Annotated in this window: 22 protein-coding genes, 1 tRNA gene and 2 pseudogenes; 8 read left to right on the top strand and 17 right to left on the bottom strand. The window is 65.0% G+C overall.

Going from position 1 to position 25,892, the window contains the following annotated elements; genetic code table 11:
* Positions 1-123: 123 nt before the first annotated feature.
* Complete coding sequence (locus tag AC3A6X_RS33080) at positions 124-492, top strand: hypothetical protein (RefSeq protein WP_487846155.1); 369 nt, start codon at positions 124-126, stop codon at positions 490-492.
* A gap of 43 nt (positions 493-535) precedes the next feature.
* On the opposite strand, the gene AC3A6X_RS33085 is transcribed toward AC3A6X_RS33080, so the two are convergent.
* Both AC3A6X_RS33085 and AC3A6X_RS33090 read right to left on the bottom strand, forming a co-directional pair.
* Positions 536-1,213, bottom strand: a complete 678-nt coding sequence (locus tag AC3A6X_RS33085; protein ID WP_487846156.1) for an HNH endonuclease — start codon at positions 1,211-1,213, stop codon at positions 536-538.
* 1,262 nt (positions 1,214-2,475) lie between these two features.
* Positions 2,476-4,122, bottom strand: coding sequence for an AI-2E family transporter (locus AC3A6X_RS33090; protein ID WP_487846157.1), 1,647 nt, complete (start codon positions 4,120-4,122; stop codon positions 2,476-2,478).
* Here AC3A6X_RS33090 and AC3A6X_RS33095 point away from each other — a divergent pair.
* Genes AC3A6X_RS33095 through AC3A6X_RS33110 form a run of 4 tightly spaced genes read left to right on the top strand, consistent with a single transcriptional unit; the run spans position 4,121 to position 7,487 of the window.
* A complete protein-coding gene (locus tag AC3A6X_RS33095; protein ID WP_487846158.1) occupies positions 4,121-4,813 on the top strand; it encodes a Bax inhibitor-1 family protein in 693 nt (230 codons plus the stop codon). The two genes, AC3A6X_RS33090 and AC3A6X_RS33095, sit on opposite strands and share 2 nt — an antisense overlap.
* Before the next feature lie 3 nt (positions 4,814-4,816).
* Positions 4,817-5,647: an undecaprenyl-diphosphate phosphatase gene (locus AC3A6X_RS33100; protein WP_487846159.1), complete on the top strand. Its 831-nt coding sequence runs from the start codon at positions 4,817-4,819 to the stop codon at positions 5,645-5,647.
* Between the two features lie 30 nt (positions 5,648-5,677).
* Entirely contained in the window at positions 5,678-7,012 is a 1,335-nt protein-coding gene (locus AC3A6X_RS33105) for a hemolysin family protein (protein ID WP_487846160.1), read from the top strand.
* Positions 7,002-7,487 carry a hypothetical protein gene (locus AC3A6X_RS33110; protein ID WP_487846161.1) on the top strand — a complete coding sequence of 162 codons (486 nt, stop codon included), beginning with the start codon at positions 7,002-7,004 and terminating at the stop codon, positions 7,485-7,487. Before AC3A6X_RS33105 ends, AC3A6X_RS33110 begins: the two co-directional genes overlap by 11 nt.
* A gap of 21 nt (positions 7,488-7,508) precedes the next feature.
* Here AC3A6X_RS33110 and AC3A6X_RS33115 read toward each other — a convergent pair.
* Positions 7,509-7,766: pseudogene (locus AC3A6X_RS33115) on the bottom strand (MFS transporter); the annotation flags it as partial.
* On the opposite strand from AC3A6X_RS33115, the pseudogene AC3A6X_RS33120 reads away from it, so the two are divergent.
* A pseudogene (locus AC3A6X_RS33120) lies at positions 7,752-8,207 on the top strand (chromate resistance protein ChrB domain-containing protein); the annotation flags it as partial. The pseudogenes AC3A6X_RS33115 and AC3A6X_RS33120 sit on opposite strands and share 15 nt — an antisense overlap.
* Before the next feature lie 324 nt (positions 8,208-8,531).
* Here the strand turns inward: AC3A6X_RS33120 and AC3A6X_RS33125 are convergent.
* The 7 genes from AC3A6X_RS33125 to tolB all read right to left on the bottom strand — a co-directional run bounded on the left by AC3A6X_RS33125 (position 8,532) and on the right by tolB (position 15,935).
* On the bottom strand, positions 8,532-8,984 hold the full coding sequence (locus AC3A6X_RS33125; protein WP_487846162.1) for a DUF4124 domain-containing protein: 453 nt from the start codon (positions 8,982-8,984) through the stop codon (positions 8,532-8,534).
* A gap of 769 nt (positions 8,985-9,753) precedes the next feature.
* Positions 9,754-12,066, bottom strand: coding sequence for a DUF4062 domain-containing protein (locus tag AC3A6X_RS33130; protein WP_487846163.1), 2,313 nt, complete (start codon positions 12,064-12,066; stop codon positions 9,754-9,756).
* A gap of 307 nt (positions 12,067-12,373) precedes the next feature.
* Positions 12,374-12,449: transfer RNA gene (locus AC3A6X_RS33135), tRNA-Lys, on the bottom strand.
* Positions 12,450-12,497: 48 nt separating this feature from the next.
* Positions 12,498-13,310 carry a tRNA threonylcarbamoyladenosine dehydratase gene (locus tag AC3A6X_RS33140; protein ID WP_487846164.1) on the bottom strand — a complete coding sequence of 271 codons (813 nt, stop codon included), beginning with the start codon at positions 13,308-13,310 and terminating at the stop codon, positions 12,498-12,500.
* A 17-nt stretch (positions 13,311-13,327) separates the two neighbouring features.
* On the bottom strand, positions 13,328-14,083 hold the full coding sequence (ybgF, locus tag AC3A6X_RS33145; RefSeq protein WP_309961826.1) for a tol-pal system protein YbgF: 756 nt from the start codon (positions 14,081-14,083) through the stop codon (positions 13,328-13,330).
* Positions 14,080-14,595: a peptidoglycan-associated lipoprotein Pal gene (gene pal, locus AC3A6X_RS33150; protein WP_106556632.1), complete on the bottom strand. Its 516-nt coding sequence runs from the start codon at positions 14,593-14,595 to the stop codon at positions 14,080-14,082. The genes ybgF and pal overlap by 4 nt, the downstream gene beginning before the upstream one ends.
* Positions 14,596-14,618: 23 nt before the next feature.
* Complete coding sequence (gene tolB, locus AC3A6X_RS33155; protein ID WP_309961824.1) at positions 14,619-15,935, bottom strand: Tol-Pal system beta propeller repeat protein TolB; 1,317 nt, start codon at positions 15,933-15,935, stop codon at positions 14,619-14,621.
* 145 nt (positions 15,936-16,080) lie between these two features.
* Here tolB and msbA point away from each other — a divergent pair, with 145 nt between their 5' ends.
* Positions 16,081-17,865, top strand: coding sequence for a lipid A export permease/ATP-binding protein MsbA (msbA, locus tag AC3A6X_RS33160; RefSeq protein ID WP_487846165.1), 1,785 nt, complete (start codon positions 16,081-16,083; stop codon positions 17,863-17,865).
* A gap of 127 nt (positions 17,866-17,992) precedes the next feature.
* Positions 17,993-19,804 carry a hypothetical protein gene (locus tag AC3A6X_RS33165; protein ID WP_487846166.1) on the top strand — a complete coding sequence of 604 codons (1,812 nt, stop codon included), beginning with the start codon at positions 17,993-17,995 and terminating at the stop codon, positions 19,802-19,804.
* Here the strand turns inward: AC3A6X_RS33165 and rng are convergent, their stop codons facing one another.
* Genes rng through purD form a run of 7 tightly spaced genes read right to left on the bottom strand, consistent with a single transcriptional unit; the run spans position 19,805 to position 25,875 of the window.
* Positions 19,805-21,331, bottom strand: a complete 1,527-nt coding sequence (rng, locus tag AC3A6X_RS33170; RefSeq protein WP_309961817.1) for a ribonuclease G — start codon at positions 21,329-21,331, stop codon at positions 19,805-19,807.
* Positions 21,332-21,338: 7 nt separating this feature from the next.
* Positions 21,339-21,944: a Maf family protein gene (locus tag AC3A6X_RS33175; protein ID WP_487846167.1), complete on the bottom strand. Its 606-nt coding sequence runs from the start codon at positions 21,942-21,944 to the stop codon at positions 21,339-21,341.
* Positions 21,941-22,408, bottom strand: coding sequence for a 23S rRNA (pseudouridine(1915)-N(3))-methyltransferase RlmH (gene rlmH / locus AC3A6X_RS33180; RefSeq protein WP_093107651.1), 468 nt, complete (start codon positions 22,406-22,408; stop codon positions 21,941-21,943). Before rlmH ends, AC3A6X_RS33175 begins: the two co-directional genes overlap by 4 nt.
* On the bottom strand, positions 22,405-23,058 hold the full coding sequence (gene rsfS / locus AC3A6X_RS33185; RefSeq protein ID WP_309961812.1) for a ribosome silencing factor: 654 nt from the start codon (positions 23,056-23,058) through the stop codon (positions 22,405-22,407). The genes rlmH and rsfS overlap by 4 nt, the downstream gene beginning before the upstream one ends.
* Complete coding sequence (gene nadD, locus AC3A6X_RS33190) at positions 23,058-23,675, bottom strand: nicotinate (nicotinamide) nucleotide adenylyltransferase (protein WP_487846168.1); 618 nt, start codon at positions 23,673-23,675, stop codon at positions 23,058-23,060. The genes rsfS and nadD overlap by 1 nt, the downstream gene beginning before the upstream one ends.
* Positions 23,666-24,580 (bottom strand): oxygen-dependent coproporphyrinogen oxidase, encoded by a 915-nt coding sequence (gene hemF, locus AC3A6X_RS33195; protein WP_487846169.1) that lies wholly within the window; start codon positions 24,578-24,580, stop codon positions 23,666-23,668. Before hemF ends, nadD begins: the two co-directional genes overlap by 10 nt.
* Positions 24,580-25,875, bottom strand: a complete 1,296-nt coding sequence (purD, locus tag AC3A6X_RS33200; RefSeq protein ID WP_487846170.1) for a phosphoribosylamine--glycine ligase — start codon at positions 25,873-25,875, stop codon at positions 24,580-24,582. The genes hemF and purD overlap by 1 nt, the downstream gene beginning before the upstream one ends.
* Positions 25,876-25,892: the final 17 nt, after the last annotated feature.

Below are 25,892 nucleotides of genomic sequence, written 5' to 3' on the forward strand. Positions count from 1 at the left end.
CATCGTGGCACTTTGTTGCCGGCAGCCGCAATACGCAGCGGCTTAATCGGGACGGGGAAGTCCCTTCCATTCGATAACTCCTGACCGCTGGCGTTGCGTGCAGGCAGCCGGCATCATCGCGACATGATCCCCGAACTCCATATCAGCAAGATCGAGCCGAGCGTCTACGAAGCGAGGCTGTCGACCGGCAGCAGCCACGACATCACTGAGCCGACGTTCCACGGCACCATCGCGGCGGCTTTACTGCATGTCGGACAGGACGTTCCCGACGATCTTGCGCACTTTGTGGACGTGCACTACGGAGGGGGTTCACTCGGCACCACCGCGCTCACGCGGCTGGCTTCAGAGCCGGAGGCGATCGCTGATCGTCTTGTCGCCCTGGCCGCGGCGATTCACCAGTCAGAGGAAGAATTGGCTCATGGCCGATCGACTCGCGCGTCGGCGGATTCCGCGAGGAAGTATCGGTTAGGTGTCGGTCCCCGCGTGCGCTGATCATCGGCACTAAGGCGGGATTGAGCTTGGCGCGCGTTGACTGCTATTCCCGGGTCAGCTCGGGTACGAGCTGGAACAGTTTTTCCCTATATTCGTGGGCGTCCTTGCCATAGTGAAGCCTGCGATGGCAGTTGGGGCAGAGCGCAACCGCGTTGGTCACTAGATCAGCGCCTTTATCCGCCAGCTGGTGGACGTGATGAACCTCTAAGAACGGTAGGTCATCGGCAGTGACGAACGGCGCTGGGCCACTACACGCCTCACATTTGCCCGCCGCGCGCGCGAGCACCCAGGCCTTTACGTCGGGATCACGAGCGAAGACAGTCACCGAGGTCACAGATGCCTTCGGTTTGACGGCCCCCTTTGGAGGGGCTGTCGGGAGGCGCTTGAGGCGCTCCCTTACCTCGATCGCCTCAGCCACGCGTGGCGCACTAGGACGCCCCTCAAGTTCCGTAATGAGCCGCTCGATTTGCGCGGCGACCTTCATGCCGACGTTTTTCGCTGGCACCAAGCCCGGTAGCCAGTCTCTCCCCATGAGCGTCAGCACATAGGAGATGTTCTGCATCCTGTACTCGAAGGCCTTGCGCGTCCGTCCGAACCTGTTTGCAAGTTCCCTGTAGACGGGCGCCTTGACCAATGGAGTGCCCCTGCGGCTTCGCTCAGCCATCTCCAGGTAAGCCTCGACGGCTGCACGTAGCTCGGCCTCTGTCCAGTCGGCGCTCATGTTCAACACCCGAGGTTTATGCACCGCCGGAGTATCACCGAGAGCATTCCGGCTGCGGATGCCCGAAGTGTTGCGCGAGCTTCCGCCCGGCGGGGATCGCGACCGCGCTGGTTGCAATGAGGCCTCGGACCAAATTTTGGGCGAGCTTGGGCCTTGACCGACATTGAGAGCAATGCCAGCCTGACCTGCGAATGAGTCGAAGTCAGGACAAGGGCCGCACGTTAGAACAAGTTCTTGATGAAGTTGATCACCATGTCGATCAGATCGTAGAGATCGATCATCATGAAGATCCACTCCAGCAGCTTTTGCAGCTTGCGCATGGCGTAGTCCACGAGGGAGAGCCCGAAGGCGGGCGAAAAAAAACCCCGACCGACGGTCGAGGTTCAGCGAAACAAAAAAGCCCGCGACGGCGAAAACCGTGCGGGCATAAAAAAACCGGCCACTCTTGCGAGTCAGCGGTCGGGGCTTGTCCTAGCGGATAGACTTTTCGACCATGTCGTCGTGACCAGAAACGAAAAAGCCCGCACGCAGCGGGCTACAGAAATTTAGGGCGAGCGAGGCTTAAGCACTTGGCGCCGCCGTCTAGGGCAGATCAACCCGCCCATCTAGAACTCGTATCGCAGGGCAGGTGTATGGAAGCGCCGCAGAGCTAGGCGCAGAAGATTCTGGGGCGACAAGCTCAGCAGCTTGTGCGATCCGAAGGCTCACCCTCAAAGGTCGGGGTCGCTCCTATTTTCACCGGGAGCACTAGGCGTGTGTACGGGCGACGGCAGAGGACTTCGGCGCACCAAACCCCTCCACTGACAAAGCCCTCCTTGCAGAGGGCTCGACTTCTGAGCTTCACCGGCTGCGCCGCCTCCAACATGGACGGGCGACTCCTATGCGTATGCGCTCAGTCGTTGGAGCGATCTTATCAGATTTGCTGGATGCAAACACAGGGATAGAGGTGGCCTCTTTGGACACACCTCTGCATCATCGGGCGGAGCGCAGTTTGGAACCTTGGTCGTGGACATGGCCGGCTACATGCAGCGGCGCGTTCGGTCTATAGCGCGATCGCCGCGGCGACAGGGCGTTCCCGTTCTGCGGCGTCGGATGTGGAACCGAGTCCGTACCAAGTTGAGCGAAGACGCGCTGGCCTGGATTGTGAGCGGTGCATTGTTTGCGGGCATCCTCAGCTTGGATTGGGGCGCGGTGCATTGACGCCGACCGGAGCAGTCTGCGCGAGCACGTCGCGCTAGCGCACACTTTGCCGCTTTCGCGTCTCACTCAGCGCGCTCGACATAGAGGTAGCGCACCAATGTCACGGCGGCAACCATCATCGGCGCCGCAAAAAGGATCCCAATGAGACCGAACAGGATCCCGAACACAAGCGTAGCGACCAGGCTCAACACGGGCGGCAGCGACACTGCCCAGCGCTGGATCAACGGTATCCACAGGTGTCCTTCCACCTGCTGGATGGCGATGCACAGGAGCAGCACGTACATGGCGGTCGTCGGCCCTTGCATGAACGCTACCAGCACCGCGAGGGCGCCGCCGGCCAGCGCCCCGACAAAGGGAATGAACGACAGCAGGCCCGAGATCAGGCCGAGAGAGAACGCAAGCGGCACGCCGAGGGCGAGGAGACCCAGGGCGGTGGAGCTTCCGACAAAGAGCATTGACAACGATTGTCCGAGGAGCCAACGTCGGAGGGCGTCCGCGCTTTGCTCCAATGCGTTCGCGATGACTTCGCGTTTGGCCTTCGGAAAGAGACTCAACAGCCCGTCCTTGTACATGCGGGGATCGGCTGCCAGATAGATGCCCAGGAAGATGATCAACGCGAGGGTTCCCAGGGCGCCGAGCGCGGTGCCGGCGAAGCCGAGCAGCCGAGACCACGGCAGTCCGTCATCCTGCAGACTTACCCAGTATTCGAGAACCGTGACCCCGATGCGGTGGCTTTTTATCCACGCTGTCACCCGTTCGATGGCCGCGGGCAGGCCTTCCCGCAGGCGGCTCAGCTGTTCGGCCAGCGGGTCGCCGAGCCAGGCAACGGTGATCGTGGCTGCAGCAAGGATGAGCAGCAGGCCCGTCATGAATGCGTATCGAGCCGGGATACCAAGACGCTCCAGCTTCGCGGTGAGCGCTCGCAGCGCGACTGCCGCTACGATGCCGCCAAAGAGCAGGACGAAGACGTCAGCCAGCTTCCAGGCAACACCGATGAGCACGACGGTTGCTGCAACGATGAAAACCTGACGGGTGAACGATGACGTGACTTTTGACATCATGCGAAATTGTGTAGTTGTGAAGCGTCGACCGTTTGTTTTTCTTCGCGGCGGCGATGGCAAGGAGGAGGACGAAAGAGCGGCAATCTCGGTGACTTGACCACCGTGGCTCTGTTCAGGCAGAGGGACGCCACCTCCCTGTACACTGGTGGTCCCATGCCACCCCGGGTTGTTGCGCTCCTGCTTGCCATCGTTTTGCTTTGGTCGGGCGTCGCCATGACGGAGCAGCGCTTCGCGCTCGCAGCGCACGGTCCGGCACAAGGCCACAGCCAGTCGGCCGACGACTCGCAGCACGCGGGATTCGGCGGATCGCTCGATGACCACCAGATCGACGACCAGCCCGTCCAGCCGCATGCCGAGCATGTGCTCGACTTCACAGTACTGTTGGACGCCGAGCATCACGGCACCGGCCAGCCGCTCGCCAGGCTCCGCCCCCTGCAACCCGCTGATGTGACCCGGCCACCACCCTGCCTGGAGGGGCCGCAACGGCCTCCCTGCGCGGCAAGCGCCTTCCTCGCCTGACATCCGCGGCCGCGCTTCGGCCGCAGGCTCCTTGGCTTTCAAGATGCGTTCGCATCCCGCATCGGCACCCTGCCGTTCCACGGGCCATCGCGCCTCCTCTTCACTTCGCAACCAAAGGGATTCCTTCATGAACCAGAACCTTCACACCTTCTCCGCGACCGCGGACCGGGCCGTTTCCGTCGAGCGCAACCGCGTGTTGCGCAATACCTACTGGCTGCTCGCGCTCTCCATGGTCCCGACCGTGCTGGGCGCCTGGATCGGTGTCAGTACTGGCATCGCGAGCGCGATTTCGCCTGGCATCGGCCTGGTGGTGTTTCTGGGAGGGGCCTTCGGCTTCATGTATGCCATCGAAAAAACCAAGAACTCGGCCGCCGGCGTGCCTGTGCTGTTGGCCTTCACCTTCTTCATGGGGGTCATGCTGTCGCGCCTGGTCGGCTCGGTGCTGGGCCTCGCGAACGGCGCGAGCCTGGTCATGATGGCTTTCGCCGGCACCGGCGCGATCTTCCTGGGCATGGCCACGCTGTCGTCGGTCATCAAGCGCGACCTGAGCTCGATGGGCAAGTTCCTGTTTATTGGCGCCATCATGCTGCTGGTGGCAGGGGTCGCGAACTTCTTCATCCAGTCGAGCGCACTCATGATCACGCTGGCGGTGCTGGCCATCGGCATCTTCTCGGCCTTCATCCTGTATGACCTGAAGCGGGTGCAGGACGGCCAGGAAACCAACTACGTCATCGCCACGCTCGGCGTCTACCTGAGCGTCTACAACGTCTTCCAGTCCTTGCTGCTCCTGCTGGGCATCGGCGGCAGTCGCGACGAATAAGCTGTGGGTGCCTGGGCGGAGGCCGCCTTCCTAGGGGTGGTGCAGGGGCTGACCGAGTTCCTGCCCGTGTCGTCGAGCGCCCACCTGCGCATCGTGGGTCCGCTGCTGCCCTCAGGCGGCGATCCCGGCGTGGCCTTCACAGCGATCACGCAGATCGGCACCGAGGCAGCCGTGCTGCTCTACTTCCGGCGCGACATCGCACGCATCGCGGTGGCCTGGTGGGCCTCGCTCGCGCGCGCCGGCCGCAGCGGGGACCCCGACGCACGCGTCGGCTGGCTGATCATCGTCGGCACGCTGCCGATCGCGGTGCTGGGCCTGCTGTGCAAGGACGCGATCGAAGGATCGCTGCGCAATCTCTACATCACCGCCGCGATGCTGATCGTGTTCGCGCTGATCCTGGGCGCGGCCGACCGCTCCAGCAGCAAGCAACGCACGCTGGACCAACTAGGCTGGCGGCATGGCCTGATGTTCGGTCTGGCCCAGGCGATGGCGCTGATTCCCGGCGTGTCGCGCTCGGGCGGCACCATCACCGCCGGGCTGCTGATGGGCTACACCCGCGAAGCGGCAGCGCGCTACTCGTTCCTGCTCGCCATCCCCGCCGTGTTGGCCTCGGGCTTCTACCAGCTCTATCGCAGCTGGGACGTCGGCAGCCCGGTAGCGCCGGGGCCGACGGCGCTGGCCACCCTCATCGCCTTCGGCGTGGGCTACGGCGTGATCGTGGTCTTCCTGAAGCTCGTGTCCACGCGCGGCTACATGCCCTTCGTCTACTACCGCATCGGGCTCGGTGCGCTGGTGCTCGCGCTGCTGCTCGGCGGCTCCTTGAGTCCGTACTGAGCATTCCTTTCTACTTCGCGTCAGACCCCTATGGAAATAGCCATACTTTTCGCCCTCATCCTGCTAAACGGCCTGTTCGCCATGTCCGAGATCGCGCTGGTCACTGCGCGCAAGGCGCGGCTGCAGAAGCTCGTGGATGAGGGCAACCGTTCGGCCGCAGCGGCCGTCAAGCTGGGCCAGGATCCGACACGTTTCCTGTCGACGATCCAGATCGGCATCACTTCGATCGGCGTGCTCAACGGCATCGTCGGGGAGGCGGCGCTGGCGGCACCGCTGGCCGTGTGGCTCGCTTCGCTGGGCGTGCCCGCACCCTGGGCCAGCTACGGGGCGACAGGCCTGGTGGTGGTGCTGATCACCTATTTCTCTATCGTCGTCGGCGAGCTGGTGCCCAAGCGCATCGGCCAGTCGTATCCGGAAACCTTCGCGCGGCTGGTGGCGCGGCCCATCAACTGGCTGGCCATCGCGACCAAGCCCTTCGTGGTGCTGCTGTCAACGTCGACCCGGACGCTTCTGCGCCTGCTGGGCGTGAAGGAGACCAGCGGCAGCCCCGTGACGGAAGAGGAGATCCACGCCATGCTGGTTGAAGGCACGACCGCGGGCGTAATCGAATCGCACGAGCATGTGATGGTGCGTAACGTGTTCCGGCTTGACGACCGCCAGATCGGCTCACTGATGGTCCCGCGTGGCGACGTGACATGGCTCGACGTCGACCTGCCGTTCGAGGACAACCTGGCGCGCATCGAGGCGTCGGATCACGCGCATTTCCCGGTGGTGCGCGGCGGGATGGACAGCGTGCTGGGCGTCATCAATGCACGCAAGTGGCTGTCCCAGGCCTTGCGCGGCGCCCCGCGGGAGCTGGAAATCCAGCCGCTGCAGACACCGCTGTACGTGCCCGAAACCCTCACCGGCATGGAGCTGCTCGACAGTTTTCGTCTTTCGGACGTGCACATGGCCTTTGTCGTGGACGAATACGGTGAGCTGCAAGGCATCGTGACCTTGCAGGACCTGATCGAGGCGCTCACAGGCGAATTCCAGCCGCGTGATCCCGAGACTTCATGGGCGGTGCAGCGGGAGGATGGCAGCTGGCTGCTCGATGGCCACATCCCCGTGCCCGAGTTGAAAGACCGCCTGGCGCTCGACGAGGTGCCCGAAGAGGATCGCGGCCGCTATCACACGCTCAGCGGCATGATGATGCTGTTGACTGGCCGGCTGCCCAAGATCGCCGACACAATGGACTGGGAGGGCTGGCGCTTCGAGATCGTCGACATGGATGGCAAGACCATCGACAAGGTGCTCGCGAGCCGGGTGCCCGAGACAGCTGGGGCGAAAGAGCAGCAGCAGGCACTGCACGGAAATGAGCACTGATCGTGCAGCGTGCACGCACCAGCCCGGCACCTTGCCGGTGAGGACGCGTTGGAGTGCGATGCTGCTTTGCTTCCTGGCTTCCCTTGGCTTGGCGTGCTCGGACGGCTATCCCACCGACGATGTGCCCGTATTCAGCCCGTCGCAGATGACGCGAGCCGAACTGCTGGACAAGATGAATTGGCTCGGCGATCAGCCACGTCTTGATCGTCGTTGGCAATATGAACTGTCTCCGTCGTGTCACCTGAACGTGACGGCGACGGCCGGTCGAATCTTCGGTTCACGCCGAACGATCGTCGCGCTGCTGGAGCGCGCCGACGTCGAGCTGCGCTTCGACGGTGTCCATGAGAAGTTCAATGTCCAGGTGCGCTCGGACCGAAATCCGTCTGAGCTCGGGATTGCTGTCTTGGAGGGTAGCGTATGGGCAGATGCCCTCCAGATGAAGTCGCTGCTGGAGAATTTGCGGCGACTCTGCTGAGAGCCATCGGACGACCACGCCTCACTCTCCATCAAGCCGGCTACGCCGCATCGCACGCCACAGCGTCAAGTCATAGGCGATCTTGAGCATGCCGCAGGCGATGAGCGGCATCGAGATCCACCCCGCCGCGAACAGCGCGCCGCTCAGTGTCGGACTGATCGCCGCCGCCAGGCTGCGCGGCACGGCCGTGAAGCTTGCCGCCGCGCTGCGTTCAGCCGGGGTCACGACGGCCATCACGTAGGCCGTCCGCGTGGGAACATCCATCGACGACAAGGCGTTGCCGACTACCAGGGGCGCCTCTGGGCCACACGCCGTCGCCCGTGGGTCGACCGGGTCGCGAGCGCCTGGCTGATCCGCCGCTTCATCGATCGCACCGCGCGCTTCCAGTGGCTTGCCAAGCCGGCCGACTGCCCGCGCAAGGCACTCGGTTTCGACTTCGATGGCGCCGCCTATACCCACGTCGGGGAACGAGTCACTTTTGAAACCTTGATGGCGAGCTTCGGGCTCAAGGATGACCCGGCGCTCATGCGCATGGGCGCGATGGTGCGCTCGCTGGACATGGGGACAGGCTCGGTCGCTGAAGGCGCCGGGTTCGAAGCGATGCTGGCCGGTGCGCGCGAGCGCCTGCCCGATGACGACGGCCTGCTGGCGGAGATCAGCGGCGTGCTGGATTCCTTGTACGCACATTTCCAACGCGAAGCTGTGCGGGGCAAGGCGTGAGAGGGGGGCTTTAGATGGGCGACATCGGATCTCCGAGAAGCGACCACAAGCCGCGGCGGCACTGCTTCAAAGGCAAAAAAGCGAGCGCTGAACCGGAGTCGGACTATTTCAGGAGATCTGTCATGAATGGCTTACCCGTGAACGTCCGGAGATCGATCACATCGCGTGCCCCTCGCCGAGCCAATTCGCGCAAGGTCAGGTGGGCATGGCGACCCCACGGGTGAATAGTGTGGCTATAGCCGACGCCGACCAGAACGCAGGTCTGGCACTCGACGGGGCAAACGACGGTGCCCTCTGCCAGATGCCGAGCATGCAAAGCTCGTTTCAGCACTTCAGATCGAAGAACTCCTTGCGGGCCTTATAGACGTCTACGTCCGCGCGTGCTTTCGCCTCGCCCCTAGCGCGACCCGCATCGGCCAGCAGCGTCGGAAGAAGGCCGTCGAGCCGGGCGCATTGCTGCTGATCGCGGCCCGGCAAGTTGACTCGGCGTCGCAGCACGTTCATCTCGTCGTGAGATCGGCCGTGCAGCGGACGCGTTGCGCTGTCGAGCGACGTGGTGAACTCGTCGCGCTGAACCTCGCGGCCCTTGCGCGAGGCACCACCCATCTTGTCCGCGCCCTGCGTCGGCGTCGCATCGATGACCTTCGCGCCGACACACGGCGCGTCTGAGTAGGCGACCTTGCCGTTCGTCTCGCAACGATAGACGCGCTGCTGGGCGGCAACCGAGGTCGAGGCCACTGCAATGACGAGAACAAGGCACGTGAGCATGAGCTTCATACCGAGGATTGTCGCGGCAGGCATGCGACCAAGACGTAGCCGACCCGGGGAGGATTTCACGATTGCGGCGGCGTTTCGAGGGCACGCGATTTGCCGAAGATGTCGCGGTCGGGCACCGCGGGCGGCGATGAAGAAGCCCGCACCGGGCGAGCTTTCGGGTCGGCGATCGGCGGCTCTCGCAAGCAGGCGCAGCACGACCATGCGCGTGGCGTCCGCAGCGGCGATTGCTACGAAGGCCATGGGCAGGGGCCGGGTGGCAAGAAAAAACGCGCCGCGGCCCCCTTGGCGGGCTTGCCCGGGGTCACGTCGTCAGACGCGCTTGCGCGTGCCCGGCCTCCTGGCCGTGGCGTCGTTGCTGGCGGCCCGGTGGCCCTTGCCAATGTTCTTCAGTCGCGGCGCTCGTTAGCCATGCAGCTGCAAGAGCGGACGTGCACTAGGGTGCTCTTGATGTGGTCGCAAAACACCATGGACAGTCCCGCGGCACGTACTTTCACAATCTAGGCTGGGGCATCGCCGACGACCTTCTAAGACACTTGAGGTAGGTTTTCGAACTCAACAGGACCATGTGGCCGAGCAACTCACCAGGCCCGGGCGGTAAACCTTATTCCGACATCGTCGAGTTCGCCGGCTCCAGCCCTTCGTCTGAGGCGCACGGCCGATCGAGATCCTAGGACCGAGGCACGCGGCACGGGATCTGCGGCGCCCACTTCATCGCCACGCACCAACGCCGCGATGCGCTCACCAAATAGTGGACACCCCTTCACCTCTGCTACTCGGGCAGGAGCGTATCGTCAAATTCTCTAGGTCGATATAAAGCAGTATCAAATAGGGATGCTACATCGTAGTAGTACGTCGGGAGGTTTATGTACTCATTCAACTTAGCCTCAAGCGCCTCGCGAGAAAAATTCTTCGCGATCGCTCGGGCAGCCACCATACGCACCCGATCCGACTGAGACGACAAGAAAGCGCCTACGATTTCTTCGAAGTTAGCACCCCAGTCACTACTCAAAACATCGATCAAACTATCGCGAAATCCTCTCGAATCTTGGTTGGCAATGGCTTCAAATGTAACAGCATCAAATGCACCCGCATTGACTATTGCTTTTACCATTTTTTCCGCCAATGCGGAATTTCCAGCCGAAAGACCCTCGATTAACACCGCGCGATCGATACTCGCACCAACATCCAACAATAACTGCAGAGCAGCCGAACGAACTGACTCGGAGAATGTTGTTTGCGAATATTTCAGCCCCCACGCCTCAGCTTTCGGATGGCCATGCTTCTTAACGATTTGCAAAGTCAAACTTAGGAAATCCGACCTTACATACTCAACAAGATGAGACCCATCTTTCTGCCAAAGGGCCAGCACAGAAAAGAATCTTTGTTCTTTAAAACGAGCTTCCGACTCATCGAGCAGCAACTGAAATTCGCTATCCAACTGCCTCTCCACTTCATCTCTAAATGCCCCCCACTCTCGGTCGGCAAGCAAGGCAAATGCTGAGGAAGCATCAAGATCAAAAAAATCGATCATGCCTTCCAGTTCTTGCGTGGACCGGTTCTTGAGAGCATCCGCCACCAGGGCGCCTATATCAACCCATTTTGAAAATCCAAGCAACCCACCACCAGACGACTCCTCGGGGAAAAGCTCTGAGAGTTGGCTCCGAGTGAATGCCCTACCTTTTTTGATTAGCTCTTGAACAGCAAGATGACGAATCCGCTTGCTTGAATCCTTAATCAAATCATTGGCAAGCGCTTCTGAAATCAGATCAACCTTGCCGAGCATCTTCAAGATCGTATAACGCGCTTCCTCCTCGCCGGTTTTTACCCACAATTCCAACTCCATCGGAGGCAATTGAGTTAATTTTTTAGTTAATTCTTCTTGTGCCCCGGATATGTTGCGCCCGGCATACTTGATCAACTGGCCTATTGGAAAATCCATATTGTGGCGCTGCTTGATCAGAAACTCGGCGTTTTCAAAGTGCTTCAGCGAAGGCTCATCAGCTTCGTCGCGTACCTCTTTCAAAACCTCGATATGTTCTAGCGTGCCAACGCGTCCAAGCAGTTTGGATATGCTAGGAATGCAAGCTGGCTGTTGCAGAGCAAGTTTAAGCAGATCGTTGCTTGGCAGTTGCGAGTCACTCGAAAGTATTTCTGCCGCCCGCCCTTTTTCTTCGTCGCCGACACAACAAAAAAACCATAACCGATGGCGCGTAACACTGACACCACCTTTGGCAAGCCAGAACCATCCAGATATGTATCCTGCGTCAGCCAACATTGCTCTACTTAGAGTCCAAAGCTCGCCATCGGTCAGCCGCCACTCATCTCTTTTTCGATAAATTAAATTGGCCTCATGCCTACCGATTATTGCTTCGCCATTAGTATTGGAGTAAATTGATGTGGAGTAGAGATGGAGTCGCAACTTCGCCCAAGTATCGAATTTTTCCGTAGCCACTCCGCCCGCAGCCCCTGCTGCCGCCAATATGTGATCGATTTCGGTTGCATCAACCTCTTCAGACTGCGTCGTCTTCTCAACCTCTAAAATAGAAGTACTCGGCTGATTAGCTGCGCCATGCTGACGATCGATAGCGTACTGGGAAAGCACGCCATCCACGAAATTGGCAAGATCAGTTTTATTCGAAAACTCTTTAAAAAGAAACTCTTTCCCCTCAATAACAGACTTCTTAAATTGAAGAACCTTGCTTAACTGAGGCCCGGGATCGGCGATCTGAGAAGACTCCAAAGTTCGGAAAAAAAGTGCAATTTCTGGCGAACCACTGGATTTCCATCGCTGACGCGCCGTAAAAAATTCCTCTTCAAATCCAGAGCTGAATTCACCCGAGTCCGAGCCCCAGCGTGTTGCCATCATGCCAATAAACAACTCGCATTCCTCGGCATCTTTGTTGATGCGTCCTTGCGGTCGCTGGGCGGTCGGAGGTAGATCTTCCCAGCCAATAACTCTGAAGAACGTTTTGAATTGATCCGACCATAGCTTATTGAAATGTTCGGCACGCTCACGAACAATAAGCCGCTCGTCGGCAAGATCTCCCGGCGAGGCAAGAAAAATTTTTACAACGGTAGACATAGTTTGAGGTCGTTCCGATTTCCACTCTCTTAGCGCATCAAAACGCGGTGCGGCGTCGCATCGTACAAGGCAACAGCCTGCCTCCGCCGATCGATCAAGACCAGTCTTGCCGACCAAGTTGTTGCACTGAATAACTCACCGGCGCGCCCCGCAGTCCGCCCTCCGCCGTGATTGTCAGCAAGAGTTGGTGGTGCGCCCCGCGATCCGGGTCGACCAACGGAACACGAATCGTGACATGAATCGTGACAGGATCGATCAGAAAGCAAAAAGGGTTAGCAGGCACTCACCTGCTAACCCTTGTCATTGTTGGTAGGACGTACAAGATTCGAACTTGTGACCAACGGATTAAAAGTCCGCTGCTCTACCAACTGAGCTAACGTCCCACGCTTCTTCTTTTGCTCTGCCGGCGTCGAATCCGGCAAAGCCCGAAATTATAGCGTCCCGCCGCGCGCAATCCGATCGAGAACCCAGCCCGCCGCGCATTGCCCGAAGGTGGCCGTCACGCTGACCACGGAGCCGTAGCCATGGCAGTTGAGCGAGCCGTCGCCCGCCTCGATGGCGCAAGAGGCATCGGGCGGTGCGACGCTTTCGCGGCTGAAGACGCAGGTCACGCCGATCTTGCGGCCCTCACGCGGCGCGCCGTGTTCCTTGCGCAGCCGCTGGCGCAGCTGCGCCAGCAGCGGGTCGTGCGTGACTGCGGCAAGGTCGTCGATGTCGACCTTGTGCGCGAGCCGCTTGCCGCCCGCCGCGCCCACGGTGATGAAGCCGGCGCCGGTCTCGCGCGCCCATGCGGCCATGGTCAGCTTGGCCCGTACTTGGTCGCAGGCATCGACTACGGCTGCAAGCGGGCCGTTCGCAGCCTCGGCGCTCGCGAGCTGCGCCAACCAGTTGCCGGGCTCGACGAAGTCATCGATGGCCAGCACCTGGCAGGCCGGATGAATGTGCGCGATGCGCTCGCGCATCGCCTCGACCTTGGCTTGTCCCACCGTGTTGTCGAGCGCGTGGATCTGGCGGTTGATGTTCGATTCGGCGATGTGGTCGAGATCGATCAGCGTCAGCCGCCCGACTCCGCTGCGCGCCAGCGCTTCCACGGCCCAGGAGCCGACGCCGCCGATGCCGGCGACGAGCACATGGGCGTCGCGGATGCGGGCCGCGCCCGGCACGCCATACAGCCGCTCCAGGCCGCCGAAACGGCGGGCCAGGTCGGCGTCGTCCAGTTCAACGACGGGAGCGACAGCGCTCACGTTCGCGAGCCCCTGCTTCAGCGCAGGCGCGAGAGGCGCTCGCGCCCGGCCTGCGCGGCCTCGGACTGCGGATAGGCCTTGGTCAGGTCTTCCAGCGTGCGCCGCGCCGCGCGCGTGTCCTTCAACTCGATCTGGCAGTTCGCGATCGACAGCACGGCCTCGGGTGCCTTCGCATGGTCAGGCGCCAGCGACAGCATCGAACGGAAGTTCGCGATGGCCTCGTTGTAGTTGCGCGTGGCGTACTGCGCATTGCCGAGCCAGAACAGCGCCGAGGCGTTGTAGCCGCTCTGCGGATAGCGCTTCACGAATTCGGCGAAGGCCGTTTGCGCCTGCGCGAACTGGCCGCCGCGGAAGACGCCCAACGCGGCTTCGAAGTCGGCCTTCTCGCGCGGATCGGCCGAGAACTCGCGCCCGTCGACCGAGACCTTCGAGGGCTCGCTCTTCTTGAGCCGGTCGTCGATCTCGCCCTGGCGCTGCTGCATCTCGGTGACCGTGCGCGTGAGCTGCTCGTTCTGACCGGTCATGCGCTGCAGGTCGCCTCGCATCTGCTCGATCTGCGTCTGCAATTCGAGCAGGCTGCGCCGCAGCTGCGCGTTTTCCTCGTTCTGGCGCTGCTCGGCCTGCTGGCGCATCGCCTCGACCCGCTGGCGCAGATCGAGGATGGCGCGCCGCGCCTCGTCGTCCTCGAACAGCGCGGCCTGCGCGCCGAGAGAGGCGCACAGCAGGGCAACGGCAAGCGCCGCGCCACGCAGCGGAGCAACGATTCGCATCATCGACGGTAGGTGATCTCGGCGCGGCGGTTCTGCGCCCATGCATCTTCACCGCTGCCCTGCGCGGCCGGCTTTTCCTTGCCGAAGCTCACGGCTTCGATCTGGTTGTCCGACACGCCGAGCAGGGCCAGCGCACGGCGCACGGCCTCGGAACGCTTCTGGCCCAACGCCAGGTTGTACTCGCGACCGCCGCGCTCGTCGGTGTGGCCTTCGATCGAGATGCGGCGCTGCGTATTGGCCTTCAGAAAGCGGGCATGGCCGTCGATCAGCGACTGGAACTCGGGCTTGATGGTGTAGCTGTCGAAGTCGAAATAGACGATGCGCGCCACGCCCACCGGTCCCTGCGCGGTCTGCGCGTTCGGGTCGATGGTGACCGGCGCCACGCCGCTGGCTGCACCGCCGGAGCCAGTGCCGCCTGAGCGATCCACCACCGGCGCATCGTTGAGCTTGGTGCCGGACGAGCACCCGGCGATGAGCGCCACAATGGCCAGCGAATAAATCGTACGTCTTAACATTTCGAACTCCTCAGGTTGATCATTCATTGCTTTTGAAACGGACCCCAGTCCGGTTCGCGGATGTCTCCTGCCTGCCCGGCCAGTCGCGCTTTTATTTTTCCGTCGAGCGTGGTCGTCATCAGCGCCTCACGGCCTCCCAGCCGGGTGGCGTAGACGATCAGCTTGCTGTTGGGGGCGAAACTGGGTTTCTCGTCGGCCGTGGTGTCGGTGAGCGCTGCCACGTTGCCGGTCGCCAGCTCCATCACATGGAGTTTGAAGGCACCGCCCACTCGCGAGATGTAGGCCAACCACCGGCCATCGGCGCTGACGGAGGGAGAAATGTTGTAGGCACCGGTAAAGGTCACGCGCGTGGGGTTGCCGCCGCCGGCGCTCATCTTGTAGATCTGGGGTGCGCCGCCGCGGTCGCTCACGAAGTAGATGGTGCCGCCGTCGGCAGAGTACCTCGGCTCGGTATCGATGCTGGCGCTCTGCGTGAGCCTTCGCGGCTCGCCGCCGCCTGCGGGGATGGTGAACAACTGGGAGCCGCCGTCGCGGCTCAGCGTCACCGCCAGGGTGCTGCCGTCGGGCGACCAGGCCGGCGCGCTGTTGTTGCCCTTGAAGTTGGCCACCAGCCGGCGCTGGCCGCTGGCCACCGTGTGCACGTAGACCACCGGCTTGCGCGACTCGAAGGACACGTAGGCCAGTTGCCCGCCGTTGGCGGACCAGACCGGCGAAATGATCGGCTCCGGGCTCGCGAGCGCGGCCTGCGCGTTCTCGCCGTCGGCATCGGCCACCCACAGGGTGTAGCGAGTGCCGCCCTTGGTCACGTAGGCAATGCGGGTCGAGAAGATGCCTTTCTCGCCGGTGAGTTTTTCGTAGACGTAGTCGGCGATGCGGTGCGCCGCGAGGCGCAGGTCGCCCTGCGGCACGGTGTAGCTCTGGCCACCCAGGTCCTGCCCGCGCACCACGTCCCAGAGGCGGAACTTCACATCGAAGCGGCCATCGGCCAGCCGGGTCACGCTGCCCGCCACCAGCGAATCGGCCGTGCGCTGGCGCCACAGGCTCAGGTCGGGCCGCGAGCCTTCGTCGAGCGACTGCCCGCTGGCATCCACGCCGCGGAACTGGCCGCTGCGTTCGAGGTCAGCCTGCACGATGGCCGAGATCTTCTGCGGCGAGGCGTCCTCGCCCTTGAAAGGGACGAGCGCGATCGGCAGCTGCGTCAGACCCACACCCGAGACTTCGACCCGGAACTGGGCAAAAGCGGGAGCGAGGGGGGAGGCAGCCAGGGCCGCGATCAAGGTGCGGCGAACGGAGAACGATGAAGAAGGGGTTGGGGAGATTTCTTGCAACTGCTTTTTCATGCGGTTCGGAGAGCTTTCCGGGAATTTAGTTTCCTGCCCGGATGAAACGAGGCCACATGGTACACACTGCGATGCCCCGGCCGTCACAAAACGTGTATGTGCCGGCGCGGTCCTACAGCAAGGCGCCATCTTAGAATGCGCCGCCATGCAGCCTTCCCCCGCCGCCGAGTCCGCGCGCCCCCCTCTCACGCGCCGACTCGCGCGACTCATGACCTGGTTCGGAGGCTCGCGCCACTGGTGGGCGCTGGGCCTCGTCTGTGCCCTCATCGCCGCCGTGACCGAACCCCTGATGGCTGCCATGCTGAAGCCGCTGCTCGACCGCGGCTTCACGCGCGGCCAGCTCCCGCTGTGGGCCATACCGGCCGCCGTCATCCTGCTGTTCGCGGTGCGCGGCCTGGCGCAATTCATCTCGCAGTACGCGCTCGCGCGCATCGCCAACGAAGGCATGCAGCGCCTGCGGCGGGTGCTCTTCGAGCGCCTGCTGGCGGCCGAGCTCGCCCTCTTCTCGCGCCAGTCGGCGAGCTCACTGTCGAACACCGTGGTCTACGAGGTGCAGACCGGCGCCATGCTGCTGGTGCAGGCCTTATTGGGCCTGTCGCGGGACGGCTTCACGCTGATTGCGCTGCTGCTCTACCTGGTCTATCTCAACTGGAAGCTGACGCTGATCGTCGGCGTGCTGGTGCCGGGCGTGGCCTGGATCATCAAGGCCTTTTCCAAGCGTCTCTACCGGCTCACCCTGCTCGGCCAGCAGGCGACCGACGAGCTGGCCTACGTGGTCGAGGAGAACGTGCTCGCGCACCGCATGGTCCGGCTGCACAACGCCGAGGCCAGCCAGACCCGGCGCTTCGACCGGCTGAGCCACGACCTCAACCGCCTGGCCGTGAAGTCCACCATCGCCTCGGCCGCGACCACGCCGCTGACGCAGATCGTCGCAGCGGTCGCACTCTCCGCGGTGGTCATGATCGCGCTCTGGCAAAGCGGCAAGCAAGGCTTCACGGTGGGGGGCTTCGTGGCCTACATCACCGCCATGCTGATGCTGATCGCGCCGATCCGCCGCCTGGCCGACATGACGAGCCCCATTACGCGCGGACTGGCGGCGCTGGAGCGCGGCCTCGCGCTGATCGACGAGGTGGCGCCTGAATCGCAGGGCAGCTTCGAGTCGCCGCGCGTGGCCGGCCGCATCGAGCTGCGCGCGGTGCGGGTGAACTACCGCGGCGCGGAAGAGGCTCGCGCGCTCGACGGCGTCAGCCTGACGATCGCGCCCGGCGAGGTGGTGGCCTTCGTCGGGCCCTCCGGCTCGGGCAAGACCACGCTGGTCAACCTGTTGCCGCGCTTCGTGCTGCCGAGCGCGGGCCAGGTCTTGCTGGACGGGCACGACGTCGGCGACTGGCAGCTCAAGAACCTGCGATCGCAGTTCGCGATGGTCAGCCAGGACGTGGTCATGCTCAACGACACGCTGGCCGCCAACGTGGCGCTCGGTGCCGAGCTCGACCGCGAGCGCGTGCTCAGCTGCATGGAAGCCGCGAACCTGGCGACACACGTCGAGGGCCTGCCGCAAGGCATCGACACGGTGCTGGGCCACAACGCGACCCAGCTCTCCGGAGGCCAGCGCCAGCGCCTCGCCATCGCGCGCGCCCTTTACAAGGATGCACCGGTGCTGCTGCTCGACGAAGCCACCTCCGCGCTCGACACGGAATCGGAGCGCCTGGTGCAGGAGGCGCTGCAGCGGCTGATGCGCAACCGCACCACCCTGATCGTCGCGCACCGCCTCTCGACCATCCAGCACGCCGATCGCATCGTGGTGATGGAGCACGGCCGCATCGCCGAACAAGGCAGCCATGCGCAGCTCATGGCGCTGGAAGGGCTGTACGCGCGGCTGCAAGCACATGCGGTGCGCACGGCGCCGGAGGGCGGCGAGCCCAGTCTCTGACCAGCCTTCGGCATATTGCGCCCGCCTCATCAGGCGAGCAGAATTTTTCCTTCGACCCGGCCCTGCAACTCGTCGGGCGGCGCGCGCGACGCGGCGCCTGCCCGACCTCGGAGAAGAAGGAATCGCCATGTCGTATCGAGCCCCCTTCCGGCGCCGGCTGCCCGCACTGGCCGCCTGCGCTCTCGCTTCGTGTGGCCTGCTCGTTGCCGACGAGGTCGGTGCCGATCGCGACCGAAGGTCGAGCTTCGACCCCCTGCTGTCCGAAACGGGCCGCGCCTGCGGGCCGGTGGTGACCGGTCCGCCCGCCCTGCTCAAGGCGCTGGTGCGTGTCAAGACCGAGACCGCGCCCTTCCAGCCGCAGCCGATGAAGGCCGCGGGCGGTGAGGTGCCGATCTACAAGGACCTCGGCTCGCTCGCCTTCAGGATCAGCACGCGCTCGGCCAAGGCCCAGGCGTACTTCAACCAGGGCTTGCGCCTGTCCTTCGGCTTCAACCATGCCGAAGCCCAGCGTGCCTTCCAGGCCGCGCAGAAGCTGGACCCCGCTTGTGCCATGTGCTTCTGGGGCGAGGCGCTCGTGCTCGGTCCCAACATCAACGTGCCGATGATGCCGGAGGCCAATGCGCCGGCATTTGCCGCGCTGGCCAAGGCGGTCGAGCGCAAGGCCGGTGCGACCGAGCGCGAGCAGGCACTCATCACGGCGCTCGAGAAGCGCTACGCCGCGCAGCCGCAGGCCGACCGCTCCGGGCTGGACGCCGCCTATGCCGACGCGATGAAGGCGGTGGCCGAGCGCTACCCGGCCGAGGACACGATCCAGGCGCTGTTCGCCGAAGCCGCCATGGACACGCAGCCCTGGGACTACTGGGAGGCCGGCGGCGCCAAGCCGAAGGGGCGCGGCGCGGACATCGTCGGCGCGCTGGAGACCGTGCTCAAGCGCAACCCCACGCACCCCGGCGCGATCCACCTCTACATCCATGCGGTGGAAGCGTCCACGCAGCCCGAGAAGGCCCTGCCCTATGCCAACCGCCTCGCGGCGCAGATGCCCGGCGCCGGGCACGTCGTGCACATGCCGGCCCATATCTACTACCGGGTGGGCATGTACCGCGAGTCCCTGGAGGCCAATCGCAAGGCGATCCGGGTCGACGAGAAGTACTTCAAGACCTCGCCCTCCGACCCGCTGTACAAAACCGCCTACTACCCGCACAACATCCATTTCGTGATGGTGTCGGCGCAGATGGGCGGCGATGCGAAGACGGCCATCGCAGCCGCCGCGAAGCTCGACGCCTCGGTGCCGGCCGAACTGGTCAAGGCCTTCCCGATCCTCCAGCCCATCAAGGCTTCGCACTTCACCACGCATGCGCAGTTCAGCGATGCCGACACCATCCTCAAGCTCGCCGCGCCGCCGGACGACGCGGTGATCGTGACCACCATGTACCACTACGCGCGCGCCGTCGCCTTCGCGGCGCGCAAGGACAAGGCCGGCGCGCAGCAGGAGATCGATGCCATCGCGAAGATCGAGCAAAGCGCCGACTTCAAGCCCTTCGAGGCCTGGCAATTGCCCGCTAAAGAGATCGTTCGCACCGCCGGCCTGGTGGCGACCGGACGGCTCGCCGATGCGAGCGGCGACCTCGATGCCGCCGCCAAGGCCTACGAGGAAGCCATCGTGATGCAGGACAGTCTCAGCTACACCGAGCCGCCCTACTGGTACTACCCGGTGCGCCAATCCCTTGGTTCGGTGCGGCTGCGCCAGGGCAAGCTCGACGAGGCGCAACTGGCCTTCAGAGACTCACTGATCCGCGTGCGCAACAACGGCTGGGCGCTTGCGGGACTGGCCGAGGTCGAGCGCAAGCGGGGCGATGCCAAGGCCGAGCGCGCGGCGCGGCAGGCCTACCAGCGTGCATGGTTCGGCCCGCGAGAGGGGCCGGCACTGGCGAGGCTCTGATCAGAGCAGGACGATGTCGTACTGCCCCTGCCCCATCGCCGGCTCCGCCTGCAGCGAGATCGGCTTGCCGATGAAGTCGCTGAGCCCTGCCAGGTGCTGGCTTTCCTCGTCCAGGAACAGCTCGATCACCTGCGGCGAGGACACGATGCGGAACTCGCGCGGCGTGAACTGGCGCGCCTCGCGCAGGATCTCGCGCAGCACGTCGTAAGCCACGCTGCGCGCGGTCTTCACGATGCCCTGCCCGCTGCAAGCCAGGCAGGGCTCGCACAGCATGTGCGCCAGCGACTCGCGGGTGCGCTTGCGCGTCATCTCGACCAGCCCCAGCTGCGAAAACCCGCCCGCGGTGGTCTTGACGCGGTCGCGCGCCAGCTGCTTGCGGAACTCGGCCAGCACCTGCTCGCGGTGGTCGTCGCGCACCATGTCGATGAAGTCGACGATGATGATCCCGCCCAGGTTGCGCAGGCGCAGCTGCCGCGCGATGGCCTGCGCGGCCTCCAGGTTGGTCTTGAAGATGGTGTCGTCGAAGTTGCGCGCGCCCACGTAGCCGCCGGTGTTGACGTCGATGGTGGTCAGCGCCTCGGTCTGGTCCACCACCAGATAGCCGCCCGACTTGAGGTCCACGCGCCGGCCCAGGGCCTTGGCGATCTCCTCGTCGATGGAGTAGAGGTCGAAGATCGGCCGCTCGCCCTTGTAGAGCTGCAGCTTGCCCGCCGCCTGCGGCATGAATTCGAGGCCGAACTTGAGCAGCGCATCGAACTGCTCGCGCGAGTCGATGCGGATGGTCTGCGTGTCCTCGATGGTCATGTCGCGCAGCACCCGCTGCAGCAGGCTCAGGTCCTGGTGCAGCAGCGACATCGGCGGCATGCGCGACGACAGCTCGCGGATGCGCGACCAGGTCTTGCGCAGGTAGGCAATGTCTTCCGCCAGCTCGGCATCGCTCGAATCCTCGCCGTTGGTGCGCAGGATGAAGCCGCCGGTGGCCTCGGGCACCACGCCGCCGCTGCCGGCCGCGGCGGCTGCCTCGATCAGCACCTGCATGCGCGCGCGCAGCGCATCGCGCAGGTCGGAAGGGATCTTCTGCGACACACCCACATGGTTGTCCTGCGGCAGGAAGACCAGCAGCCGGCCCGCGATGCTGATCTGCGTCGACAGGCGCGCGCCCTTGGTGCCGATCGGGTCCTTGATCACCTGCACCAGCAGCGACTGGCCCTCGAACACCTGCTTCTCGATCGGCACCACGCCGCCGCCGTTGCGCGCGTCGCGATCGGCCGCCGCGGCGCTCGGCCGCGAGCCGGGGGTGAAAGGCGCCACGATGTCGGCCACGTGCAGGAAGGCCGTGCGGTCCAGCCCGATGTCGATGAAGGCCGACTGCATGCCGGGCAGCACGCGCGAGACCTTGCCCAGGTAGACGTTGCCGACCAGCCCGCGCTCCAGCGTGCGCTCCACGTGGAGCTCCTGCACGGCGCCGTGCTCGACCACCGCAACGCGGGTCTCCTGGGGAGACCAGTTGATCAGGATGTCTTGCATGTTTTTTCTACAGCGCGAAGCCGGCCTGGCGCAGCAGCTGGGCAGTCTCGAACATCGGGAGCCCCATGATGCCCGAATGCGAGCCGCTGATGTGCTCGACGAAGGCCGCCGCCCGCCCCTGGATCGCATAGGCCCCCGCCTTGCCCTCGGGCTCGCCGCTGGCGACGTAGGCGGCGATGCGGCGCTTCTCGACGGCGGCGAAGCGCACGCGCGACACGCTGAGCGCCGCATGCCGGCGCCTGCCGTGCTGCAGCGCCACGGCCGTCAGCACCCGGTGCGTGCGGCCGGAGAGCATGGCCAGCATGCGCTGCGCGTCCTGCGCATCCGCAGGCTTGCCCAGGATGGCGCGGCCGAAGGCGACCGTGGTGTCGGCGCACAGCACCGGCGCCGGCGGCAGGCCCAGGCGGCGATGGCGCGCCACGGCCGCTTCCAGCTTGAGCGCGGTGACGCGCTGCACGTAGGCGGTGGGCGATTCGCCCGGCTGCACGTGCTCCAGCGCCTCGGCGTCCTCCTCGGGGCCGGCCAGCAGCAGCTCGTGGCGAACGCCGAGCAGGCCTAGCAGCTGCGCGCGGCGCGGGCTTTGCGACGCGAGGTAGATGAACGGGTCCTTCATTCGCGGTGGTAGGGGTGGCCTGCGTTGACCGACCAGGCGCGGTAGAGCTGCTCGACGAGCAGCACGCGGGCCATCGCGTGGGGCAAGGTGAGGTCCGAGAGCCGGATGCGTTCGTGCGCGGCGGCCTTGAAGGCGGGGTCGAGCCCGTCGGGGCCGCCGATCACCAGGGCGACGTCGTCGCCCTCGCCCTGCCAGGCCTGCAGCCGGGCTGCGAGCGCCTTCGTGGTGAGCGCCGTCCCGCGCTCGTCCAGCACCACGATGCGCATGCCCTTGGCGATGGCCGCCTCGATGCGCTCGCGCTCGGCGGCATACAACGTTTCCAGGGTCTTGGAGCCGCGCGGCTCGGTCTTGACGGCGCGCAACTCGAGCTTGAGCTCGGGGGGGAAGCGCTTGGCGTAGTCGTCCCAGGCGGTCTGTGCCCAGTCGGGCATACGCTGCCCGACCGCGACCACCAGCAGCTTCATGCGCGCGCCGTGGCGGTCTTGCGCGGCGCCTTCTTCGCCGGAGCCGCCTTCTTGACAGCCGCCTTCTTGGCAGGCGCCTTGTTCACGACCACGGTCTTGACCGGCGTCTTCTTCGCCGGCGCCTTCCCGGCCGCCGTCTTCCTGGCCGCCGGCTTCGGCTTGGCGGCGGCGTCCGCCGCGCGCTGCGCGGTCTTGGCGGCGCTGGAGCGCCTCAGCGAGGGGCTGGGGCTCTTCGCGGCCGGCGCTTTCTCCTCGGCCGACCGGGCCGAAATCGGCTTGGGGGCGCCCAGCTTGGCGCGCACCGGCTTGTCGCCCCAGATCTCCTCCAGGTGGTAGTACTGGCGGATGGCCGGCTGCATGATGTGCGCCACCGCGGCGCCGCAGTCGACGATGATCCACTCGCCGTTCTCCTCGCCCTCCACGCGCGGCTTGTTGAAGCCGGCATCGCGCACGGCGTCGCGCACGCTGGCGGCGAGCGCCTTGGTCTGGCGGTTGGAGGTGCCCGAGGCGACGATCACGCGCTCGAACAATGGCGAGAGGTGCTCGGTGTCGAAGACCTGGATGTTCTGCGCCTTGACGTCCTCGAGGCCATCGATGATGGCTCTCTGGAGTTTCTGGGTGTCTTTCTTGGCGGCGGCTTCAGTACTCATCAGGTGGAACGGTAAAGGTTGTGTTGGTCAATATAGCGTGCAACCGCCGGCGGAACCAGTTCAAAGAGGTCCTGTGCCTGCGCGGCGCGCCTGCGGATCTCGGTGGCACTGGTGTCCATGGGCGCGAGCGCGAGCGTCTCGAAGCGCGCGCCGGGCGGGAGGCCCGGCAGCGCCTGGGGATCGAAGGGCCCGGCGCCGGTGGCACCGGGACGGTGCGCGACTGCGACGACGGCAAGGCCGAGGATCTCGCGCCAGCCGTGCCACCGGGGCAGCGACGCGGCCTGGTCGGCGCCCATGATCAGCACCCGTTCAGCCTCGGGCCGCTCCTGTTGCAGCTCACGCAGCGTGTCCAGAGTGTAGGTGGGTCCGGCGCGCCGCAGCTCCCGGGCGTCGACGACGGCGCCCGGCAGGCCCTCGAAGGCCAGCTGCGCCATCGCGAGGCGATGCTCGCCCCCGCTCAGCGCGCGCTCCTTGTGCCAGGCGTCGCCGGTCGGGAAGATGCGCAGCTCGGCCAGACCCAGCTGCGCCAGTGCGGCCTGCACCAGGGCGACATGCGCGTTGTGCGGCGGATCGAAGGCACCGCCGAATACCCCGATCCGAGGCCTGTTCACAGCCATTCGCGGCGCACGATGAAATCGCTGTAGAGCGCCGCTTCCGGCGTGCCCGGCTCCGGCTCGCGGCGGTAGGCCCAGCTGGCCTGCGGCGGCATCGACAGCAGGATGGATTCGGTGCGCCCGCCCGACTGCAGCCCGAAATGCGTGCCGCGGTCCCAGACCAGGTTGAACTCCACGTAGCGCCCGCGCCGGTAGAGCTGGAAGGCGCGCTCGCGCTCGCCCCAAGGCATGGCGCGGCGGCGCTCGACGATCGGCAGGTAGGCCGGCAGGAAGGCGTCGCCGACCGAACGCAGCATCGCGAAGCTGCGCTCGAAGCCCAGCTCCGCGAAGTCGTCGAAGAAGATGCCGCCGACGCCGCGCTGCTCGTTGCGGTGCTTGAGGAAGAAATACTCGTCGCACCAGGTCTTGAAGCGCGGGTACTTGTCCTCGCCGAAGGGCGCCAGCGCATCGCGGCAGGCGCGATGGAAATGCACCGCGTCCTCCTCGAAACCGTAGTACGGCGTCAGGTCCATGCCGCCGCCGAACCAGCAGACCGGCTCACCCTGCGCCGGCAGCGCGGCCAGCATGCGCACGTTCGTGTGTACCGTGGGCACGTAGGGGTTGCGCGGATGGAACACCAGCGAGACGCCCATCGCCTCGAAAGGCGCGCCGGCCAACTCGGGCCGGTGCTGGGTGGCCGAGGGCGGCAGCTTCGGGCCGCGCACCTGCGAGAAGCCGCAGCCCGCGCGCTCGAACAGGGCGCCGTCCTCCAGGATGCAGGTCAGGCCGCTGCCCTGCAGGGGCTCCTCGGGCCCCTTTTGCCAAGCATCGCGCACGCAGACCTGGCCGTCGGCCGCCTCGACCGCGGCCACGATGCGCTGCTGCAGGCCCCGCAGGTAATCGCCGACGGCTTGGGGATCGTCGGGCATCAACCGTGGGGCGTGCGCGCCTGGACGGCGCGATACCCGATGTCCTTGCGATACTGCGCCCCATCGAAATGGATGCGCGCCGCCACCGCGTAGGCGCGCTGCTGCGCCTGCTTGACGCTGTCGGCCAGCACGGTGACGCACAACACGCGCCCGCCGCTGGTCTTGAGCTCGCCGCTCTCGAGCGTGGTGCCGGCGTGGAAGACGACGGCATCGGGCGCCTCGGGCGAGATGCCGTGGATGGCATCGCCCTTGCGAGGCGACAAAGGGTAGCCGTGCGCTGCCATCACCACGCCGAGCGCGACCCGGCGATCCCAGTCGAGCTCGATCTGGTCCAGCGTGCCGTCGGTGGCGTGCCAGAACACCTCGAACAGGTCGGACTTGAGCCGCATCATGATCGGCTGGGTCTCGGGGTCGCCCATGCGGCAGTTGAATTCCAGCGTCTTGGGGTGGCCGGCGGCGTCGATCATCAGGCCGGCGTAGAGGAAGCCGGTGTAGGGGATGCCGTCCTTCTCCATGCCGCGGATGGTGGGCAGGATGATTTCGCGCATGGCGCGCGCATGCACCTCGGCCGTGACCACCGGTGCCGGCGAGTAGGCGCCCATGCCGCCCGTGTTGGGGCCCTGGTCGCCGTCCTGCAGGCGCTTGTGGTCCTGGCTGGTGGCAAGTGCGGTCACGTTCACGCCGTCGCACAGCACGATGAAGCTGGCTTCTTCGCCCTGCAGGAACTCCTCGATCACGACGCGCGCACCGCCCTCGTTGTGCGAGATGCCCAACTTGTTGTCCACCAGCATGAAGTCGATGGCCTCGTGCGCTTCCTGCAGCGTCGTCGCCACCACCACGCCCTTGCCCGCCGCCAGACCGTCGGCCTTGATGACGATAGGCACGCCCTTGGCGTCCACGTAGGCATGGGCTGCCCCGGGATGGGTGAAGGCCTCGTATTCGGCCGTGGGGATGTTGTGGCGCTTCATGAAGGCCTTGGAGAAGGCCTTGGAGCTCTCCAGCTGCGCTGCAGCCTTGGTCGGGCCGAAGATGCGCAGCCCGTGCGCGCGGAACTCGTCCACCACGCCGGCCGCCAGCGGCGCCTCGGGGCCGACCACGGTGAGCGCGATCTTTTCCTTCAGGGCCCAGGCCCGCAGCGCGGCGGGCTCGGCGATGTCGATGCATTCGTAGCGCGAATCCGCGCGCGTGCCGCCGTTGCCGGGCGCCACGTAGACGCGGCTCACGCGCGCGGCCTGGGCCAGGCGCCACGCCAGTGCGTGCTCGCGGCCCCCTCCCCCGATCACCAGTACCTTCATTCGCAGGCTTTCATGAG

This window comes from Variovorax sp. Soil_C_12 (assembly GCF_057657375.1).

Coding starts and splice junctions, on each gene's coding strand:
- ybgF (WP_309961826.1), bottom strand. CDS start 14,083: ATGATGCGAATCGTTGCTCCGCTGCGTGGCGCGGCGCTTGCCGTTGCC.
- AC3A6X_RS33095 (WP_487846158.1), top strand. CDS start 4,121: ATGAACCAGAACCTTCACACCTTCTCCGCGACCGCGGACCGGGCCGTT.
- AC3A6X_RS33125 (WP_487846162.1), bottom strand. CDS start 8,984: ATGAAGCTCATGCTCACGTGCCTTGTTCTCGTCATTGCAGTGGCCTCG.
- msbA (WP_487846165.1), top strand. CDS start 16,081: ATGCAGCCTTCCCCCGCCGCCGAGTCCGCGCGCCCCCCTCTCACGCGC.
- AC3A6X_RS33105 (WP_487846160.1), top strand. CDS start 5,678: ATGGAAATAGCCATACTTTTCGCCCTCATCCTGCTAAACGGCCTGTTC.
- rsfS (WP_309961812.1), bottom strand. CDS start 23,058: ATGAGTACTGAAGCCGCCGCCAAGAAAGACACCCAGAAACTCCAGAGA.
- rng (WP_309961817.1), bottom strand. CDS start 21,331: ATGCAAGACATCCTGATCAACTGGTCTCCCCAGGAGACCCGCGTTGCG.
- purD (WP_487846170.1), bottom strand. CDS start 25,875: ATGAAGGTACTGGTGATCGGGGGAGGGGGCCGCGAGCACGCACTGGCG.
- AC3A6X_RS33080 (WP_487846155.1), top strand. CDS start 124: ATGATCCCCGAACTCCATATCAGCAAGATCGAGCCGAGCGTCTACGAA.
- nadD (WP_487846168.1), bottom strand. CDS start 23,675: ATGGCTGTGAACAGGCCTCGGATCGGGGTATTCGGCGGTGCCTTCGAT.
- AC3A6X_RS33090 (WP_487846157.1), bottom strand. CDS start 4,122: ATGAAGGAATCCCTTTGGTTGCGAAGTGAAGAGGAGGCGCGATGGCCC.
- pal (WP_106556632.1), bottom strand. CDS start 14,595: ATGTTAAGACGTACGATTTATTCGCTGGCCATTGTGGCGCTCATCGCC.
- AC3A6X_RS33085 (WP_487846156.1), bottom strand. CDS start 1,213: ATGAGCGCCGACTGGACAGAGGCCGAGCTACGTGCAGCCGTCGAGGCT.
- AC3A6X_RS33175 (WP_487846167.1), bottom strand. CDS start 21,944: ATGAAGGACCCGTTCATCTACCTCGCGTCGCAAAGCCCGCGCCGCGCG.
- AC3A6X_RS33130 (WP_487846163.1), bottom strand. CDS start 12,066: ATGTCTACCGTTGTAAAAATTTTTCTTGCCTCGCCGGGAGATCTTGCC.
- hemF (WP_487846169.1), bottom strand. CDS start 24,580: ATGCCCGACGATCCCCAAGCCGTCGGCGATTACCTGCGGGGCCTGCAG.
- AC3A6X_RS33165 (WP_487846166.1), top strand. CDS start 17,993: ATGTCGTATCGAGCCCCCTTCCGGCGCCGGCTGCCCGCACTGGCCGCC.
- rlmH (WP_093107651.1), bottom strand. CDS start 22,408: ATGAAGCTGCTGGTGGTCGCGGTCGGGCAGCGTATGCCCGACTGGGCA.
- AC3A6X_RS33110 (WP_487846161.1), top strand. CDS start 7,002: ATGAGCACTGATCGTGCAGCGTGCACGCACCAGCCCGGCACCTTGCCG.
- tolB (WP_309961824.1), bottom strand. CDS start 15,935: ATGAAAAAGCAGTTGCAAGAAATCTCCCCAACCCCTTCTTCATCGTTC.